At 71.8% G+C, this 18,224-nt stretch carries 13 protein-coding genes and 1 pseudogene; 5 read left to right on the forward strand and 9 right to left on the reverse strand.

Going from position 1 to position 18,224, the window contains the following annotated elements; all coding sequences use genetic code 11:
* Window positions 1-88 precede the first annotated feature (88 nt).
* Window positions 89-1,504: pseudogene (locus IF67_RS45420) on the reverse strand (NACHT domain-containing protein); the annotation flags it as partial.
* Window positions 1,505-2,234: 730 nt separating this feature from the next.
* On the opposite strand from IF67_RS45420, the gene IF67_RS0134505 reads away from it, so the two are divergent.
* On the forward strand, window positions 2,235-2,906 hold the full coding sequence (locus IF67_RS0134505; protein ID WP_030992444.1) for a M23 family metallopeptidase: 672 nt from the start codon (window positions 2,235-2,237) through the stop codon (window positions 2,904-2,906).
* Here the strand turns inward: IF67_RS0134505 and IF67_RS0134510 are convergent.
* Complete coding sequence (locus tag IF67_RS0134510; protein WP_030992446.1) at window positions 2,888-3,499, reverse strand: TetR/AcrR family transcriptional regulator; 612 nt, start codon at window positions 3,497-3,499, stop codon at window positions 2,888-2,890. The genes IF67_RS0134505 and IF67_RS0134510 overlap by 19 nt on opposite strands.
* Window positions 3,500-3,640: 141 nt before the next feature.
* Between IF67_RS0134510 and IF67_RS0134515 the strand changes: the two genes are divergently transcribed.
* The gene (locus IF67_RS0134515) at window positions 3,641-5,284 is read left to right on the forward strand and encodes an MDR family MFS transporter (RefSeq protein WP_030992448.1); all 1,644 of its coding nucleotides are present in this window, start codon (window positions 3,641-3,643) and stop codon (window positions 5,282-5,284) included.
* 182 nt (window positions 5,285-5,466) lie between these two features.
* Here the strand turns inward: IF67_RS0134515 and cseC are convergent, their stop codons facing one another.
* From cseC to IF67_RS0134545, 5 genes are all read right to left on the reverse strand, one after another.
* On the reverse strand, window positions 5,467-6,771 hold the full coding sequence (gene cseC, locus IF67_RS0134520) for a two-component system sensor histidine kinase CseC (protein ID WP_030992450.1): 1,305 nt from the start codon (window positions 6,769-6,771) through the stop codon (window positions 5,467-5,469).
* An 8-nt stretch (window positions 6,772-6,779) separates the two neighbouring features.
* Window positions 6,780-7,490 carry a two-component system response regulator CseB gene (gene cseB / locus IF67_RS0134525; RefSeq protein ID WP_030992451.1) on the reverse strand — a complete coding sequence of 237 codons (711 nt, stop codon included), beginning with the start codon at window positions 7,488-7,490 and terminating at the stop codon, window positions 6,780-6,782.
* Window positions 7,491-7,499: 9 nt separating this feature from the next.
* Window positions 7,500-8,141: a hypothetical protein gene (locus tag IF67_RS0134530; RefSeq protein ID WP_078889798.1), complete on the reverse strand. Its 642-nt coding sequence runs from the start codon at window positions 8,139-8,141 to the stop codon at window positions 7,500-7,502.
* Window positions 8,142-8,372: 231 nt separating this feature from the next.
* On the reverse strand, window positions 8,373-8,978 hold the full coding sequence (locus IF67_RS0134540; protein WP_078889799.1) for a SigE family RNA polymerase sigma factor: 606 nt from the start codon (window positions 8,976-8,978) through the stop codon (window positions 8,373-8,375).
* A gap of 379 nt (window positions 8,979-9,357) precedes the next feature.
* Window positions 9,358-10,317 (reverse strand): A/G-specific adenine glycosylase, encoded by a 960-nt coding sequence (locus IF67_RS0134545; protein ID WP_030992456.1) that lies wholly within the window; start codon window positions 10,315-10,317, stop codon window positions 9,358-9,360.
* Between the two features lie 388 nt (window positions 10,318-10,705).
* Here IF67_RS0134545 and IF67_RS0134550 point away from each other — a divergent pair, with 388 nt between their 5' ends.
* Window positions 10,706-11,482, forward strand: a complete 777-nt coding sequence (locus IF67_RS0134550; RefSeq protein WP_234341529.1) for a hypothetical protein — start codon at window positions 10,706-10,708, stop codon at window positions 11,480-11,482.
* A gap of 521 nt (window positions 11,483-12,003) precedes the next feature.
* Window positions 12,004-12,822: a hypothetical protein gene (locus tag IF67_RS0134555; RefSeq protein ID WP_030992459.1), complete on the forward strand. Its 819-nt coding sequence runs from the start codon at window positions 12,004-12,006 to the stop codon at window positions 12,820-12,822.
* Between the two features lie 630 nt (window positions 12,823-13,452).
* Here IF67_RS0134555 and disA read toward each other — a convergent pair.
* Together disA and radA are read right to left on the reverse strand one after the other, a co-directional pair.
* The gene (gene disA, locus IF67_RS0134560; RefSeq protein ID WP_030992461.1) at window positions 13,453-14,577 is read right to left on the reverse strand and encodes a DNA integrity scanning diadenylate cyclase DisA; all 1,125 of its coding nucleotides are present in this window, start codon (window positions 14,575-14,577) and stop codon (window positions 13,453-13,455) included.
* Window positions 14,578-14,700: 123 nt separating this feature from the next.
* The gene (gene radA / locus IF67_RS0134565; protein ID WP_030992462.1) at window positions 14,701-16,113 is read right to left on the reverse strand and encodes a DNA repair protein RadA; all 1,413 of its coding nucleotides are present in this window, start codon (window positions 16,111-16,113) and stop codon (window positions 14,701-14,703) included.
* A 252-nt stretch (window positions 16,114-16,365) separates the two neighbouring features.
* On the opposite strand from radA, the gene IF67_RS0134570 reads away from it, so the two are divergent.
* Window positions 16,366-18,195 (forward strand): BACON domain-containing protein, encoded by a 1,830-nt coding sequence (locus IF67_RS0134570; protein WP_030992463.1) that lies wholly within the window; start codon window positions 16,366-16,368, stop codon window positions 18,193-18,195.
* The last annotated feature ends 29 nt before the right edge of the window (window positions 18,196-18,224 follow it).

Here is an 18,224-nt window from a genome sequence, read left to right on the forward strand (position 1 = left end):
GACGTCGCGGTGACGGTCACATCGGCGTCCAGATGCTGGATGATCTCCTGGGCGTATCTGTCCGTATCGGCTGCTCCGCGAACCGGCCCCCGGGTTCCGCGGCGGCGGGCACGGCCGGCAGGGCCTCGCCGATGATGCGCTCCGCCCGTTCGCGGTCGAGTTCCGTACGGCCGTTGCGGATGAGCCAGTAGGCGAGCCGCTGGAGGAGCTGGATCTGCGGCTCGTCGCTCAGCTCGATGCCCGTGGGGGCGGCCATGTCGCGTTCGCGGTCGCGGCGGGAGAGCAGCATGCCCAGGGCGGCGTCGTAGAGCTCCTTGCGGCCGGTGGGCAGATAGCCGCGGCGGTCCCGGTGCAGTGCGCAGGTCAGGCCGCACATGAGGGGGTTGGTGGCGAGCCGGGCGAGGTCCTGTTTGGTGTGTACGGCGGCCAGCAGGGACTGCTCGTAGGCGTCGAGCCGGCCGGGGTCCTCGGCGGCGCAGCGGGCCGCGCCGTGCCAGCGGCCGCGGGGTGGGCAGCGGCGCGCCGTCCCGGGTGAGGGTGCGCAGCGGGAGGACGAAGGGGATCCGGCCGTAGAGGCGGGGGAGGGCCGTCTCGCCGGGGCCTTGGTGCAGGAGACGGCCAGCCACTGGACGAGGGTGCTCTTGCCGGAGCCGGCGACACCGCGCAGCAGCACCCGGTCGCGGCCGGCCAGGGCCTGGTCGGCGGGGGCGGGAACGGGGGCCGCCGGTTCGGACCGGGGGGCGCCCTCCTCGGTGAAGGGGCTGATGCCGGGCAGCTCGCAGCCGGCCGGGGCCGTCGCCTCCAGGCTCGTATAGGCCGCATCCAGCGGCCACCGGTCCGGGGAGTGGGCGAGATCGATGCCGTAGACGGTCAGCCGGCCGTGCTTGCGCGCCAGGTAGGCGAGGTAGCTGCGCTCGAAGGCGGCGTCGGCGGCCCGTGGGGACGGATGCCGCTCGATGAAGGCGTCGATGATGCCGATCAGGCCGTCCAGGCTCCGGCTCTGCTGGACGAGGGTGCGGGCCACGAAGGCCGAGCGCCGGGTGAAGAAGTGGACGATGTGCAGGCAGGCGGTGCCGAGCAGGGCGTCGTGCAGCAGCTCGGCGTCCCGCGAGAGGCCGCGGACGGCGGGTGGGCGGGCCGCTTGCAGACGGGCGGCGAGGGCGGCGGCGCCCAGGTGGACGGCCTGGACGTCGTCCATGTCGAGCTCGCGAGGCCGCGCAGCGTGGCGGCCAGGGCGTCGGCCACGGCCGGCTCCTCATCGGCGGGGAGCGGGCGCTCGCCGGGGCCGCAGGCCCGTACGGCCCGGTCCACCAGCTCCGTCGCGAGCCTGTGCAGGTCCTTGTCGGAGAGGGGTCCGCTTCTCGCCCTTGAAGGTGACCAGGCCGGATATCCGTACCGGCGCCGCCACCAGGCCGGCGCCCGGCCCCTCCTTGACGAAGAGCTTCTTGACCAGCGGTGCGACCACGCCCGAGACGAGCCGGGCACCCACTGCTGAAGGGTCCATGGTGCGGTCCGCCCTCCCCCGTGGCCGGTGCTGTCGTCCGGCCAGGCCAGGGCGCCGCCGGGGCCGCCGGGCGGGGATCGGCCAGGTTCACGCGGAGGGTGGACGGCGCGGGGAGGGTGTGGTCCAGGCCACGGATATCGGGCCTCCCATTCCCGGCGAATACGGACATTTAGCGGCCTTGAGTTACCGGGGTCACAAAGGCCGGGTTACCGGGGTCACAAAGGGCGAGTTACCGGCGTCACAAAGGCCGGGTAACCCGGGTCACAAATACCCGAGTAACCCCCGTCACAGTGGTTCTCGACCCCGAATCGGGCGTCCGAATGGCCGCCGAAAGGGATTGGATCTTGTTTATCGGTGACATGGCGCACAGCTGATTTGGGGCCTACTAAAGAATTTAGGGGAAGTGGGCTGCGGAGCCGCCGGGGTTTTCGGGGGCGAGGGTGGGGGGCTCGGGCGGTGGAGACCCGGGGGGACCGGGCTCCCAAGCGACATCTGGAGAAAGTGCCTGTTCAAGGGGTGCGTGGCGGATCCGCCAGGTGTTCCAGATGTCCGGATTTGGGGGTTTCGCGCATGTCTGCGGAGAGGGCGCAAGGGCCCAGTTCACTCGGCTCCACGTACGGGCCGGGTTAGTAGAAAGGCACCTTGGCGGGGCGGCGAATGCGGGTTACCAAGGAATGGCAATCCCGGACCGCAGCCGGGAAAGCCAATCAAAGCTCTGGAGGAAACCCGCATGTCGAAGTTCGCCGCTCTCCGCAATTCGAAGAAGACCGCTCTGCGCAATCGCGTCGCCATAGTGGCCGCCGGTGTCGGCGTTACCGCCGCGCTCGGCGCCGGTGCCGCCACGGCCGCCGACGGTGGTCTGCTGAACCTCACCTCGGGTGTCGGTTCGACCGTCACCGCGCAGGCCGACGCGCAGGCCAAGTCCGTCGCCGACGCCAAGGCCGCCGCGGCCAAGGCCAAGAAGGACGCGGCCAAGAAGGCCAACGCCTGGGTGACGCCGGTCGACAAGTACACCCTGGGCTCGACCTTCGGTCTGGCCGGCAACATGTGGTCGCACAGCCACAGTGGCCAGGACTTCGTCGTGCCCAGTGGCACCCAGGTCAAGGCCGCGCACTCCGGCACCGTCGTCAAGGCCGGCCCCAACGGTGGCGGCGACGGCCCGGCGTACGGCAACGCCATTGTGATCAAGCACGCCCCCGGGGTGTACACCCAGTACGCGCACCTGTCATCGATCCAGGTCCAGGTCGGCCAGCAGGTCGGCACCGACCAGCAGATCGGCCTGTCCGGCAGCACCGGCAACTCCTCCGGTCCCCACCTGCACTTCGAGGTCCGCACCGGCCCCAACTACGGGTCGGGCATCGAGCCGACCGGATTCCTGCGGGCTCACGGCGACACCGTCTGAGCTGAGTCCGGCCGGGCTGGCCGGCGGTGCGGCGGGTTTGCCGCCGTGACCAGTTCTGTGGCGACCTCGAGGATGGCCTTGCGCTTCTCCTCGGGGTCGCCCTCCACGTTCTGCATCGCGAACATGCCCGCATGCATGGAGAACAGCGCCGTGATGCAGCGCACCTGATCCGTCAGCTCCGATTCGGGCTCCTTGAGGAGGCCGAAGAGCGTCAGCATGCGTGACTTGAAGGTCTCGCCGATGCTCAGATCGCGCACCGCCGCCTGGTTCTCCTGCATGAAGCGGAAGAGGGGCTCGGCCGAGCGCAGCGACTCGCTGTAGCGGCGGATCAGCTCCTGCTTGGCCTCCAGGGTGCGTGGCTGCTCCTCGGCCCAGACGATCAGCTCGTCGATGGGCCTGGCCAGGTCCTGGAACAGGCTGATGACGATGTCTTCCTTGGTCTTGAAGTGGTAGTAGAGGGCCGCCTTGGTGACCTCGAGCTTCTCGGCGATCTCGCGCAGCGAGGTCTTGTCGTAGCCCTGTTCGGAGAACAGCTCCAGCGCTACGTCCTGGATGCGCTGGCGGGTGTTTCCCCTGCGCGCCTGTGCGCTCATGGCGTTCTCCTGCGTTGTCGGTACTGGTCAGAGAGCTGCCCAGCCGGGCACCAGAGAAACTTACTTGACGCCCGGCTAGTTGGCCGCCTACCTTCATCACTGTACTGAACTAGCCGGGCGGCAAGTAAGTGGGAGTGAGCAATGGGGAAGTCGCAACATGCGACCCCGACGGGGGACGGACGGATACCGGCGACGAAGGGGAAACCGGGCGCGGCACAGGACCCGGGCTCGGCCAAGCAGCCGCCCGGTGTACGGGTGGTGCTCTTCGCGCTGATGATCGCGATGCTCCTCGCGATGCTGGACAACATGATCGTCGGTACCGCGATGCCGACGATCGTCGGTGAACTGGGCGGGATGGACCATCTGTCCTGGGTCGTCACGGCCTACACCCTCGCCACCGCCGCCTCGACGCCGATCTGGGGCAAGCTCGGCGACATGTACGGACGCAAGGGCGTCTTCCTGTCCTCCATCGTGCTCTTCCTGATCGGCTCCGCGCTGTCCGGCATGGCACAGGACATGGGACAGCTGATCGGCTTCCGCGCCGTACAGGGCCTGGGCGCGGGCGGTCTGATGGTCGGCGTCATGGCGATCATCGGCGATCTGATTCCGCCGCGGGAGCGCGGCAAGTACCAGGGCATGATGGCCGGTGTCATGGCCGTCGCCATGATCGGCGGGCCGCTGGTCGGCGGCAGCATCACCGACCACCTCGGCTGGCGCTGGAGCTTCTACATCAACCTGCCGCTCGGTGCGATCGCGCTGGCCATGGTGACCGCGGTGCTCCACCTGCCGAAGAAGCGGTCGCAGACCCGGATCGACTACGTCGGCGCCGCGCTGCTCACCCTCGGCATCACCTCGCTGGTACTGATCACCACCTGGGGCGGCACCGAGTACGACTGGCTGTCCGGCCAGATCATCGGCCTCGGAGTCCTCGGCGTGGTCGCGCTCGCCCTCTTCGTGCTCGTGGAGCGCAAGGTCAGCGAGCCGGTGCTGCCGCTGCACATCTTCCGCAACGGCAACTTCTCGCTGGTCACGCTCATCGGCTTCCTGGTCGGCTTCGTGATGTTCGGGTCGATGACGTTCCTGCCGCTGTTCCAGCAGACCGTGCAGGGCGCCTCGGCCACCAACTCCGGCCTGCTGCTCCTGCCGATGCTGCTCGCGATGATGGCCGTGTCGCTGTTCGCCGGCCGGGTCACCACCCAGTCCGGCAAGTACAAGATCTTCGTCGTGGTCGGCGGCGGGCTGATCACCGCGGGCCTCGCGCTGCTGTCCCTGATGGACACCGACACCACGCGCTTCACCTCGGGCGTCTACATGGCGGTGCTCGGCGCCGGTATGGGCTTCCTGATGCAGACCACGATGCTGATCGCGCAGAACAGCGTCGAGATGAAGGACATGGGCGTCGGCTCGTCCTCGGCCACCCTCTTCCGTACGATCGGCGGCTCCTTCGGCGTCGCGATCTTCGGTGCGATCTTCACCCACCAGGTGCAGTCCACGATGGCCGAGCGGATCGGCAAGGCCGGCGAGAAGATGACCAGCGGCGGGGCCCAGATGGACCCGAAGGGCCTGGCCAAGCTCCCGCCGATGATCAAGGACGCCTACGCGCACGCCGTCGCCACCGGCACCCACCACGTCTTCCTGTGGGGCGCCGCGATCAGCATCGTCGGCTTCGCCGCGGCCTGGTTCCTCAAGGAGGTGCCGCTGCGCGGCGGCCCGGCCAAGCCCGCCGAGAGCCCGGAGGCCGGAGACGCCCCGGCGGACCGGGTGGCGGTGCCGGAGGCCGTCTGACCGGCCCTCTGACCGGCCCTCAGTTATCGGTCCCGTAGCGGCCCCCGGCATCCCGCCGGGGGCCGCTCGACGTGTACGGGGGAACCGCTGTGTACGGGGGGACCGCTGTGGACGGGACGACCCGGTCCCCGGTCACCCGATCACCTGGTCACCCGGGCCGGCGGGTCAACCGGGCCACCGGCTCAGCGGTCCGGAAGATGGAGAACCGGAAAGCTGCCCGTATTGGTCGGGGCGTTCTCCGGCAGCCAGAGGACGGAGACGGCACCGGTCGAGCCGTCGGTGAGTTCATCCGCGTTGCGGAAGGTGAGGCGGGCACCCAGTACGCGGGCCTGGCCCGCCGCGATGGTCAGCCCCAGCCCGTGGCCGCGGCCCGCCCGGTCGCTGCTGCCGGTACGGAAGCGGCTGGGACCCTCGCGCAGCAGCGCCTCGGGGAAACCCGTGCCGTGGTCGCGGACCCGCAGGACCCGCCCCTCGACGGTGACCTCGATCGGCGGCTTGCCGTGCCGGGCGGCGTTGGCGATCAGATTGCCGAGGATCCGCTCCAGCCGGCGCGGGTCCGTGGTGACCTCGGCGTCCCGTACGACATCGATGGCGATGCCCGGGTCGAGGGCGCGCACCCGCCGGGTGACGAACTCGCCGAGCGCGACGTCCTGAAGCTCGGCGCGCTCCGCATGGCCGTCGAGCCGGGCCACTTCCAGCACGTCCTCGACGAGGGTGCGCAGCGCCTGCGCACGGTCGCGTACGAGTTCCGAGGGACGGCCGGGCGGCAGCAGTTCGGCGGCGGTCAGCAGACCGGTCACCGGGGTGCGCAGCTCGTGGGCGATATCGGCGGTGACCCGCCGCTCGGCCTCGATGCGCTCCTGGAGGGCGTCCGACATGGCGTCCACGGCAAAGGCCAGATCGTCGGTCTCGTCGCGTACCCGCCCGCTGCCGACCTCGTCGCGGATCCGGACCGCGGTGTCGCCGTCGGCGAGCTTGCCGGCGGCCGCGGCCGCCTTGCGCAGCCGCTTGGACAGCCGCCCGCCGACCAGCACCCCCAGCGCGCAGCCGCCGACCACCACCGCGGTCGAGCCGATGACCAGCGCCTGGTCGAGATCGTCGAGGACGGCGAAGCGGTCGGGGAAGCGGTCGTGGACGGACAGCACCCGGCCGTTGCTGAGCGGCGAGGCCGCCCACACATCGGGCGCGGTCTGACCGGTGTCCTGGAGGTAGGTGGCGCGCTTGTTCTTGGCCACCTCGTCACGCAGCGCCTCCGGCAGCGCCGGGTCGTCGATCTTCGCGCCGAACTGGAGCCGGTTGGTGGAAACGAAGATCTTCTGCGTGAAGTTGAGCCGCTCGATCTGCACATCCCGGCTGTTGTCGAGCATGGAGTGACGGGCGGCGTTGTGCACCACAAGGCTCAGCGCGATCGCGACCAGCGCTCCGACGAGTGCGATCGCGGCACTGAGCTTCCATCTCAGCCCCGTCCGCAGGGCCAGCCTGACCACCAGAGGTGTCAGCCTCTCAACTTGTATCCGAAGCCGCGGACCGTCTCGATCCGGTCCTGGCCGATCTTGCCGCGCAACCGCTGGACATGGACGTCCACCACCCGGGTGTCACCACCCCAGCCGTAGTCCCAGACCCGCTCCAGCAGCCGGTCGCGCGAGAGGACCGTACCCGGCGCGTTGGAGAACTCCAGCAGCAACCGCATCTCGGTCGGCGTCAGCGCGACGTTCTCGCCGCCCTTGCGCACCTCCATGCCCTCGGTGTCGACCTCCAGATCACCGAAGCGCAGCACCGCCTCGGCGGCATCGGCCGGATCCGCCGCGGCGGCACCGGCCCGGTCCGGGCCACTGGCGTGACCGAAGCGGCGCAGCACGGCGCGGATCCGGGCGACCAGCACCGCGCCGTCGAACGGCTTGGTGACATAGTCGTCCGCGCCGGCCTCCAGACCGAGCACCACATCGATCGAGTCGGCGCGCGCCGACAGCATGATCACGGGAACCGTCGACTCGTCACGGATCCGCCGGCACAGGCTGACACCGTCGAGTCCCGGCACCATCACATCGAGCAGCGCGATGTCGGGGCGGTCGGCGCGGAACGCCTCCAGGCCCGCGAGCCCGTCGGGCATCGCGGTGACCGTGAATCCGTCGCGTTCCAGGGCGAGCTGGGTGGCCTCGCGGATGACGTCGTCGTCCTCGACGAAGAGCACATGGGTCTCGGCCATGCGGTTGTCTCAACCCTCCGTTTCCGTGCCGTCGTCCGGCAGGCTGCCGTCGGCGGTGGTCTTGCTGTAGTCGGTGTGATACGGGCGGCCGTGCTCCTTGAAGCGGCCGTCCGCCCAGCGGTAGCTCATCACGTCCTCGCCGGAGGGGCAGCACACCTTGTCGCCCGTGGCGTAGGTCTGCTTGGAGACCTCGAGGTCGCCCTTGTTGACCCCGGCGTAGACCGACGGCTGTTCGTTGATGTACACGGTGTCATACCCGTCCGGGGCACCCTCGTGCCTGCGGAAGACATACGCGCCGATGCCGACGGAGTCCGCGCAGGTCATGACGTTCACGATGACATCGGGGGCCTTGGCGCCGGTCAGCGACGCATACGTCACCTCGACCGGGTACTCGTCCGCGGCGCACGGCTTGGCCAGCGACCTCTTCACATCCTGGCCGACCTTCGGGGCGTGCTTCAGCAGCTTGACGGCGTCGACCTTCTTGTAGCGGGCGGTCGCGGTCGGGCTGGGAGTGGTGTGCACCGCGCCCTTGGGCGCGGGGGTGGCGCCGGCCGTCCCCTCGCTGCGCACGCCCTCGCCGCCCGGATTGCACCCGGCCAGCAAAAGGCCGACGGCGGCCACACCTGCCGTGGCCGCGCCGCCTTTGGTCAACCCGCTCCTGGTCAACCTGTTCCTGGTCAATCCGCTCCTGCTCACCGTGCTGCTCGCACAGCCGCCGAACCCGCTGCTGTTCCTGAGGTGATTGTCGCGCGTCGAGGTGTGAGCCGTAAGGCGCCTGGCGTTGTGTCCGTTTTCATCGGCAAAGACGCGTTTCGTGTGGTGCTTGGTGTGATGTCGGTTGTGGTGCTGCGTGACGTGGCGCCGCGTGCCGTGCGCCGCGGGTCAGGCCGCGCACCGCTCCCGGCCCTGCTCGCCACGCTCCAGCATCCGCGCATCGATGTCGCGCATCTGAAGCTCCTGCCGCAGCCGGGCCAGCGCACGGTGCAGCGTGCTCTTGACCGTTCCCGTGGACATGCCCAGCGCCGCCGCGGTCTCCTCCGTGCTCATCTGCTCCCAGTGTCGCAGCACGACGACGCTGCGCTGCTTGGGAGCCAGTACCCCGAGGATGTCCATCAGCAGGGCGCGGTCGGCGCGCTGCTCGGTGCCGTCGTCCACGCTCGCGTCCGGGAGCTGCTCGGTGGGCACCTCTTCGAGCTTGCGCGCCCGCCACCACTCCGTCCGCGTGTTGATCATGACGCGGCGGAGGTAGGCGTCGGCCAGTGACTTGTCCGCGATGCCGTCCCAGCGCCCGTAGGTGCGGACCAGTGCCGTCTGGAGCAGATCCTGCGCGTCGACCGGGTCGGGCACCAGGCGCCGGGCGCTCCGCAGCAGGGCCTCCTGCCGCGTACGAACGTACTCTTCGAAGTCCAGTACCTTGCCGCCGCTGGTCGCCATTCCGACGCCTCCGATCCGCTTACGTTTCCCCACGTTGACCGTGCTGGCGGTCATCTCCAGCACGAGGAAGACGCTACGGAGGGGGTGTTGCGGCGTAATGTGCGTCGGCCCCACAGCGAGTGCACGGAAAACCCTCGGTTGTGTAACAGCCCGCCAGGGGTCATACCTCGGACGGACGGCGGCCCCGTTTGGGTCATCCTCCGGGGGGAGAAGCACCCCCGCCGGAAGGCCTATCGGCTGTGACGCGGCGGCCATCGCGCAGGCGGAAGGTCTTCTTCCGGTCGTATCCGGTGCACTTTCCGGTCAAGTGACGCCAAAGGTGACACGGGGTCAGGCAACGGCAGAGGACACCGAAGGGCGCGGCCGCCGAAGTGACCGCGCCCCCTTCCTCGCTTACAGGCCTACAGGTAATTCCCTGCGGCTGACGGCCGCACTACGTGAGCGGCAACCGATAGCGGCCACCGCCGAGCGGCTCCACCAAACCGTCCGCGACCAGCCCGTCCAGCGCCCGGGCCCGCTGCACCGGCTCGCCCCACACCGCGTCCAGCGCCTGCTGCGGCACCGGCGAGACCGCCTCGCGCAGAACGGCGAGCAGCTTGCCGCGCACCTGCCGGTCGGTACCGGCATACGTCTGGGTGCGGCGCGGCGGACCGTCGTGCGCCGGGGACCCGGCCTGCCGCCAGGCGCACTGCGCGGCGATCGGGCAGCGCCCGCACTCCGGTGCACGCGCCGTGCACAGCAGCGCACCCAGCTCCATCGTGGCCGCCGCCCAGCGCGCCGCCAGCTTCTCGTCCTCGGGCAGCAGCTGGCGGGCGAGTTTGCGCTCCGCCGCGGTGGTGGCGTTCGGCGGGAACTGACGGCCGGCCACCGCGCGGGCGAACACCCGGCGCACGTTGGTGTCCAGCACCGCGTGCCGCTGCCCGTACGCGAAGGACGCGACCGCGGCGGCGGTGTACTCGCCGACGCCGGGCAGCGCCAGCAACTGGCCGTGCTCGCGCGGTACGTCGCCGCCGTGCCGCTCCTGTATGGCGGAGGCGGCGGCATGCAGCCGCAGGGCGCGGCGCGGATAGCCGAGCCGGCCCCAGGCCCGTACCGCCTCGCCCGGCGCCTCGGCGGCCAGGTCGGCGGGGCGCGGCCAGCGGGCCAGCCACTGCTCGTAGACCGGCAGCACTCTGCTGACCGGGGTCTGCTGCAACATGAACTCGCTCACCATCACACCCCAGGCGCCCGCCTCGGGGCGGCGCCAGGGCAGATCGCGGGCGTGCTCGTCGAACCAGTCGGTGACCGGGCGGTGCAGCGCGGTCCCGTCGGCGGCTCCCGCGGCCGCGTCGGCGGCAGAAGCGGTCTCGGCGGCGGCGGTCGTGGCAGTGGTGGTGACAGGCGTCGAAGTCATGGCACTGCCGATCCTGGCACGTCCAAGGTCGCCCAGGAAACGTACCGGGCCCGCCCCGCCGCGCGCCCACCCGCACGCAGGACGGCCGGTTGCGCACGGTTGGCGGCTACCGGCGGTACGAGGCGGCCGGGCGCCGGCCCGGACGAGCGGCACGCGGTCGCCGGGCGGCAACCCGGGGCAAGCGGCACGCGACGGCCGGGCACCGGCTTGGACGAGCGGCACGCGGCGGCCGGGCGGCAACCCGGGGCAAGCGGCACGCGGCGGCCGGGCGGCAACCCGGGGCAAGCGGCACGCGGCGGCCGGGCGCCCCGACACGATCCGGTGGGAACTGGTTACTCTCCGTAATCGTTGCTGGAATAATGGAGGCGTCGCAAGCGAGGATGCGGGCATGGCGGAGATGAACGGTGCGGAGGGTATGGACGGCGGCGCGGTGGGGCCGGGTGGTGCGGTGGGGCCGGACCGTGGCGCCGGGGCAGACGGTGAGGCCGGGGCAGGCGGGGTGGAACGTGTGGGCGGCCGAGCGGCGGGGGCGGGCGGTGTGTCCGAGGCGAGTGGCGCGGCGGGGCTGGACGGCGGGGCGGGGCCGGGCGGTACGTCCTGCCCGGAGGCGATCCGGCGGGCGCTGGCCGCCCATACGACGATGACGCTGGCGTACGCGGACGAGGACGGGCCGCAGGCGTGCGCGGTGCTGTACGCGACCGCCGCGAGTGCCGTGGCCGTCGCGAACGAGGTGACTGGCGCGACTGACATGACCGGCGGGACCGGCGCGACTGACATGACTCACGCGGCGGGCACGGTGGGTGCGGTGGGCGGTGAGGCGGCGGGATATGGGCCCGCGCTGTACTTCGTCACGGCGACCACGACGCGGCACGGCCGGGCCCTCGCGGAGCCCGGCGCACGGGTCGCGTTCACGGTGCAGCAGGATGGTCAGGAGTGGAGCGCCCTGACCGGGCTTCAGGGCCGGGGCCGCTGCCGCGTCCTGGCCGGTGCCGAGCGGGCGGCCGGCTGGCGGATCTATCTGGAGCGCTTCCCCTTCGTGGCGGCGAGCGACCGGCTGCGCGCCGCCCTGGAGCGGACCGAGCTGTGGGAGCTGCGCCCCGACTGGCTGCGGCTGATCGACAACGGACGGGGCTTCGGCCACAAGGAAGAGTGGTCTAGCCCGTGAGCCCGTGAGCCCGTGAGGCTGGGGTGGCTGGGCTCGTGAGGTGGGGGTGGCCGGGTCCGTGAGGAGGGGGCCTGGCGCCGTGAGCCCCGAGCGCCCGGCGTCGCGAGGTGCGATTGCCCGGCTCGGTGAGGCGGGGGTGCCTGATGTCGTGAGGGAGGGTGGAGTGCCTGATGCCGTGAGGGCACAGTGCCAGGCGTCGTGAGGTGGGGATGCCAGGTGTTGTGAGGCGGGGGTGCCTGGCGTCGTGGGGGCCGGTGTTGTGAGGCGTGAGTGTCGGGTTCTGTGAGGGGGAGCGCACCGCAGGGGCTCGCGTTTCTTCTCCGCTTCGTCGGGCGCCAAGTGTGCTGTATCCGGTGAAAGTGAGGCCGGAGTGGAGCAGAAGCTGACCTAAGGGGGCATCAGGCCCGTTAGGGCCGGAAACGCGGCCGGGGAGCCGTCGCCGGGCCGATCATGGGAAAAGTTGCAGCCGGATGCGGCGGGTACTGGCCGGTGCTGGTGCCGATCTCTCGTAGAGTTTCCGCGTGGGATCACTGCGCAATCCGATCGGGCCGCTTCCCTCCTCCATCTACTGGCGGCGGAGGGCCGTTGCGCTGGCCATCGTCGTGCTGCTCGCCCTTCTGGTGGTGTGGGCCCTCAACTTGGGCGCAAGCGGCGGAAAGAGCGGCGACGAGGGCAAGGGGTCGCAGGGTGACGGGCCCGCGACGTCCATCACGCCGGGGCCCTCCGCCAGTGGTCCGGTGAACGACCAAAAGCCGGGCGGGCGCGATGAGTCGGGCGGCGGGGGCTCGGACTCCGGGGCTGGTTCCGGTGGTGGCTCGGGTGCCGCGGGCGGCGACAGCGACGGTTCCGGTGGTGGCTCGGGCAGTTCGGGTTCCGTTCCCGATGGGCCGATCGGCCAGGGCTCGGGCAAGAATGCCGTCCGGGCCGCCTCTTCGCTCCCCAACTGCGTTTCCGGTAAGGCGGAGTTGGTGCTGCGCAGCGTCAAGGATTCCTATGAGCCGGACGTCAAGCCGAAGTTCGAGCTGACGATCAAGAACGCGGCCGGTGCCGCCTGCAAGGTGGACCTCGGGCAGAAGGCCACGGTGCTCACCATCACCGACACCGCGGGCGACGACCGGGTGTGGGCCTCGAACGACTGCCCGTCGGGCACCGCGCCCGCGCTGCTGAAGGTGCCGGCCGAGAGTTCCGTGAAGCGCACCATCGTGTGGGACCGCCGGGCCAGCGGCCCGCAGTGCGCCACTCCGAGCTCGGCCATGGTGCCGGCCGGCAAGTACCTGATCGAGGCGAAGGTGCCGGGGCTGGAAGCGGCCGATACGTCGTTCGTCCTCGCCAAGGACTGAGGCCGGGAGCGGGCGGCAACGGCCGGGGGAACCGGCCGGGGTGCGACCGGTCCGCTGACGCCGGTCCGCTGAGGCCGGCCCGGCTAGTCGGCCGTTCCGCCGGACCTGGCGCTGTGGCGTGACAGCTGCGACACCTGCGATACCTGCGACGGCTGCGACAGGTGTGCGACAGGTGTGCCGGAGGATCTTTCGCCGCGGCGCGGTGCCACACCACGGCGGTGAGGCACGGTGCCCGCGGCGCCACGGCGGTGAGGTCCGACCCCATCAGCGCCATGCGGCATCAGCCCCATCAGCCCCATCAGTGACGTCGACCGTCGACCGTCGGCCGGGTTGCATCTACCTCCCGCGCACCATCCGGCACCATCAGTCGCACCTACCCTCCAGGCACCGTCAACGCCCGCCCGCTCCAGGCACCGTCAGGCGCACGCACCCTCCGCGCACCGTCGTACGTACGTACCTTCTGGGCCTGGCCCGGCCGACATACGCACCTTCGGGCCCAAGCCCGCCGCAAGCACTCCGGCACCGGCGCCCCGCACGCACCCTCCCCGCCCAGGGCGCCGCACGTGCCCTCCGGTCCAGGACGCCGCACGTGCCTCCGATCCCTGGCCCCGGCACGCCCCCCCGGCGCACCTACACGTACCGCTCCAGGATCGACGACTCCGCCAGGCGTGACAGGCCCTCGCGGACCGAGCGGGCGCGGGCCTCGCCGACGCCGTCGACCGTCTGGAGGTCATCGACGCTGGCGGCGAGCAGCTTCTGGAGGCCGCCGAAGTGGTCGACGAGGCGGTCGATGACCGTGCCGGGCAGCCGGGGGACCTTCGCCAGCAGACGGAAGCCGCGCGGGGAGACCGCGGAGTCCAGCGTCTCAGGGGCGCCGGTGTAGCCCAACGCGCGGGCCACGATGGGGAGTTCGAGAAGTTCGGTGTGGCTGAGCGCGTCCAGTTCGGCGAGCGCTTCGACGACCGTGCGGGAGCGCTTGGCGGTCGGCTCGGGGACGTAGTCGCGGACGACCAGCTCGCGTTCCGGCTCGACGCCGGCGATCAGTTCATCCAGCTGGAGGGTGAGCAGCCGGCCGTCCGTGCCGAGCTCGACGACGTACTCGGCGATTTCCGTGGCGATCCGGCGGACCATCTCCAGGCGCTGGGCGACCGCGGTGACATCGCGGACCGTCACCAAGTCCTCGATCTCCAGGGCGGAGAGGGTGCCGGCGACCTCGTCCAGGCGGAGCTTGTAGCGCTCCAGGGTCGCCAGCGCCTGGTTGGCGCGGGAGAGGATCGCGGCCGACTCCTCCAGGACGCGGCGCTCGCCGTCCACATAGAGGGCGATCAGGCGCATCGACTGGCTGACGGAGACGACCGGGAAGCCGGCCTGGATCGAGACGCGCTGGGCGGTGCGGTGGCGGGTGCCGGTCTCCTCCGTCGGGATGGAGGCGTCCGGGACCAGCTGGACGCCGGCCCGCATGATTTTGGTGATGTCCTTGTCGAGGACCAGCGCACCGTCGAGCTTGCACAGTTCGCGCAGCCGGGTCGCGGTGAACTCGACGTCGAGGACAAAACCGCCGGTACACATGGATTCGACGGTCTTGTCGAAGCCCAGCACGATCAGCCCGCCCGTATTGCCGCGGAGGATGCGCTCCAGGCCGTCGCGCAGGGCCGTACCGGGCGCGACGGCGCTCAGCGTGGCGCGCATCAGGCTCTCGGTGCCGGAACTGCCGCCGGACCTGCCGGGAGTCGATGCCCGGTCGTTGGCTGCCACTGCACTCCTCCGTCGGAAGGTCTGTCGGTCCGCAGGCCGCCCGGCCCATGCCGTGTTGACGTACAGCGGAGCGTACGTGGCCGACAGGCAATTCTGCGGTGACGGGCGAGACCAGGGCAAAGTCTACCGGCGTGCGCCCTCTTCCTGTGGGGCCTCCCGGCGCACCCGCTTGGGCAGGACGCTCAGGGCCTGTCCGATGTCGGCGACCTCGAGCACCCGCATCCCGTCGGGGATCTTTCCGGGGTCGGACGGGACCAGGGCGTGGGTGAAGCCGAGGCGGGCCGCTTCGGACAGCCGGCGCTGGACGCCGGTGACCCGTCTGACCTCGCCGGCGAGGCCCACTTCGCCGATGGCGACCAGGTTTTTGGGGAGGGGGGTGTCGCTGGCGGCGCTGGCGAGGGCGAGCGCCACCGCGAGGTCGGCGGCGGGTTCGGTCAGCTTCACTCCGCCGACCGTCGCGCTGTAGATGTCGCGTTTGCCCAGGGCGCTGATCCGGCCGCGCTGCTCCAGGACGGCGAGCATCATCGAGACCCGGGAGGTCTCCAGGCCGGAGGTCGTGCGCCGGGGGGAGGGGATCTGGGAGTCGACGGTCAGCGCCTGCACCTCGGCGACCAGGGGGCGGCGGCCCTCCAGGGTCACTGTCAGGCACGTACCGGGCACGGGCTCGGCGCGGCGGGTCAGGAACAGGCCAGAGGGGTCGGTGAGGCCGGTGATGCCTTCGTCGTGCAGCTCGAAGCAGCCGACCTCGTCGGTGGTGCCGTAGCGGTTCTTGACGCCGCGGACGAGGCGGAGCCGGGCGTGCCGGTCGCCTTCGAAGTGCAGGACGACATCGACGAGATGCTCCAGGAGGCGCGGTCCGGCGATGGCGCCGTCCTTGGTGACATGGCCGACCAGGAGGGTGGACATACCGCGGTCCTTGGATGCCCGGATCAGTGCGCCGGCCACCTCGCGGACCTGGGCCATGCCGCCGGGGGCGCCCTCGATCTCGGGGGAGGCGACGGTCTGCACCGAGTCCAGGATCAGGAGGGAGGGCTTGACCGTGTCCAGGTGGCCGAGGACGGCGGAGAGGTCGGTTTCGGCGGCCAGATACAGATGGTCGTCGAGGGCGCCGATGCGGTCGGCGCGCAGCCGTACCTGGCTGGCGGACTCCTCGCCCGTCACATACAGGGTGCGGTGGGCGTCGGAGGCGGCCTTGGCGGCGACGTCCAGCAGCAGGGTGGACTTGCCGACGCCGGGCTCGCCGGCCAGCAGCGCGACCGCGCCGGGGACCAGTCCGCCGCCCAGGACGCGGTCCAGCTCGGGCACGCCCGTCGAGCGGGCGGTGGCCTGCTTGCCGTCGACCTCGCCGATGGGCAGGGCCGCGGTGGTGACCCGGCCGGGCGCGGTCGTGCGCACCGCGGGGGCGCCGCCGAACTCCTCGACCGTGCCCCACGCCTGGCACTCGGGGCAGCGCCCGAGCCACTTTGCGGTGGTCCAGCCGCATTCCGTACAGCGGTAGGAGGGGCGCTCCTTGCCCGAGGATTTACGCGTTGCCATGGGGTCACCGTAGCGGTGGGGTCTGACAAAGCTCCCGCAGGCTCTTCAGGAGCAGGGCCCCGTCCGGACTTCTCGGGGCGGGGGCGGGCCGTGCTCGCCGGCGGGTGCACCGACCGAGTGGCGCACACGGAGCGCCCTCGCGGTGTAAAGGGCCATTCGTGTCCTCTTTTGAGGGAGATGGTCACCCGTAAGGGTTAAAGTGTCCCACGCGAGCAAGACCGGCTGCATCATCCGCCTACCGTCGCCGGGGTGATGAGCAGCAGGCCCGAGCACCCCACGCACTCCACCGGCGCACACCGGTCGCGCGGCAACGGCCGGCGCCGGAGCCGGCCGCAGCCCTCCGAGCGGCCCGGCCCGGACGCCACGCGCCCCCCGGAGAAGCGCCCCGACGGCTACGAGCCCTACCTGGACGGGCTGTTCACCTACTGCCTGTCGGTGCTGTGCGAACATGACGCGGCGACCGCGGTGCTCGGTGAGATGCTCGCACTCGCCGAGCGGCACCACGGCCGGCGCCCCGCCGACCGGGCGCGCTACCGCTCGTGGCTCTACGCCCTGGCCCGCTGGGCCTGTCTGCGCCGGCTCGCCGAGCGCACCGGCCCGGCCGCCAAGAGTCCGCCCCCCAAGAGCCCGGACACCAAGGGCCCGGACACCAAGGGCCCGGACGCCGCAGCCACCGCCGCAGCCGCTGCCGCAGCCACCGCCGACGCCGAGCGCCGGCAGCGTGAACTCGCCGCGCTGGCCTGGCCGGAGGCCGCGGGCACCACCCCCCAGCAGCGCGAGGCGCTGGAGCTCTCCGTGCGCCACCACCTCTCGGCCGACGAGGTCGCCGCGGTGCTCGGCGCCGACCCGATCGCCACCCGTGCGCTGCTGGCCGCCGCGTCCTGCGAGGTGGAGCGGACCCGGGCGGCGCTGGCCGTCGTCGAGTCCGGCCGCTGCCGCGAGGTCGCGCAGCTGGCGGGCGACACCCAGATGCTGCTGGGCGCGGCGCTGAGCCGGGAGCTGGTGCGCCATGTCGACGACTGTGCCGAGTGCCGGCGGACCGCCGAGCGGGCCACCGCCCCGGGGACCTGGCCGGGTACGGCGCCGGTGGTCCGGGGCACGCTGCCGCTGGTCGCCGCGCCGCACGAGGCCGTGTTCGGTGCGCTGGCGGCGGCCCGGGGCGCCAAGTCGGGCCGTGCGGAAGGCGTGGCCGGTGCGGGAGGCGGTGGCCGGACGGGTGGGGCAAACGGTTCTCCTCGCTATGACCGCAACGGATTTCCCGTCGGCCCCCCTACGGACCGGGTGGCCCGCCGGCGCAGGCGGCGCGGCCGGGCGCTGACCACCACCGTGGTCGCCACGGTGATCGCGGCGCCGGTGCTGGCCCTGTGGGCGGCGTACCAGGGCGGCTCCGCCACGGACGAGGCGGCGGACGGCACGCCCTCGGTGACGGCCAGCGACACGGAGGCCGGGGAGCGGCTGGGCGGCCGCCCGTACGAGAACGCGGGCAACGCCAGGACGTCGCCCGAGCCCGGTATCCGGACCGGCGACGGGACGCCCGATGTGTCCGTCGAAGTGATCAGCGCGGACGGCACCCCGCAGCGGCCGGGCGGGCCGGACAGCCGCAAGGTGTCCGGCCACGCTCTGCTGACGGTCGCCGCGCAGCCCAGGGGCCGGACCACGGTCCTCACGCTCAGCGCCTCGGGCGGCGCTCCGGTGCGCTGGCGCGCGTCGGCGGGCGCGGCCTGGCTTCAGATGAGTCATACGGCGGGGTCGCTGCGGCCGGGCGAGTCCACCACGATCACGGTCTATATCGACCACGACCGGGAGCCCGCGGGCCACTGGCGGGCCAGGATCGCCATCGAGCCCGGCGGCACCGCCGTCACGTTGAAGGGCCATGGCACGACCGGCCCCGCCCCGGGCCCGCAGCGCCCGACGCCACCCCCCAAGCCGAAGCCGACACCGCGCCCCTCGCACCCGGCGCCGACACCCACCCCGACCCCGACGACCCCGACGCCCGCCCCCACGTCTCCGACGCCGAGCCCGAAGCCGACCGGCCCCGGCCCGTCCTCGACACCGTCGAACACGACGCATCCCGCCCGCTGAGCGCACCGGAGGCACGTCGCGCGCACCGG

The sequence above is a fragment of the Streptomyces sp. NRRL S-1813 genome (genome assembly GCF_000719605.1).
In the GTDB taxonomy this organism is placed as follows: Bacteria; Actinomycetota; Actinomycetes; order Streptomycetales; family Streptomycetaceae; genus Streptomyces; species Streptomyces decoyicus.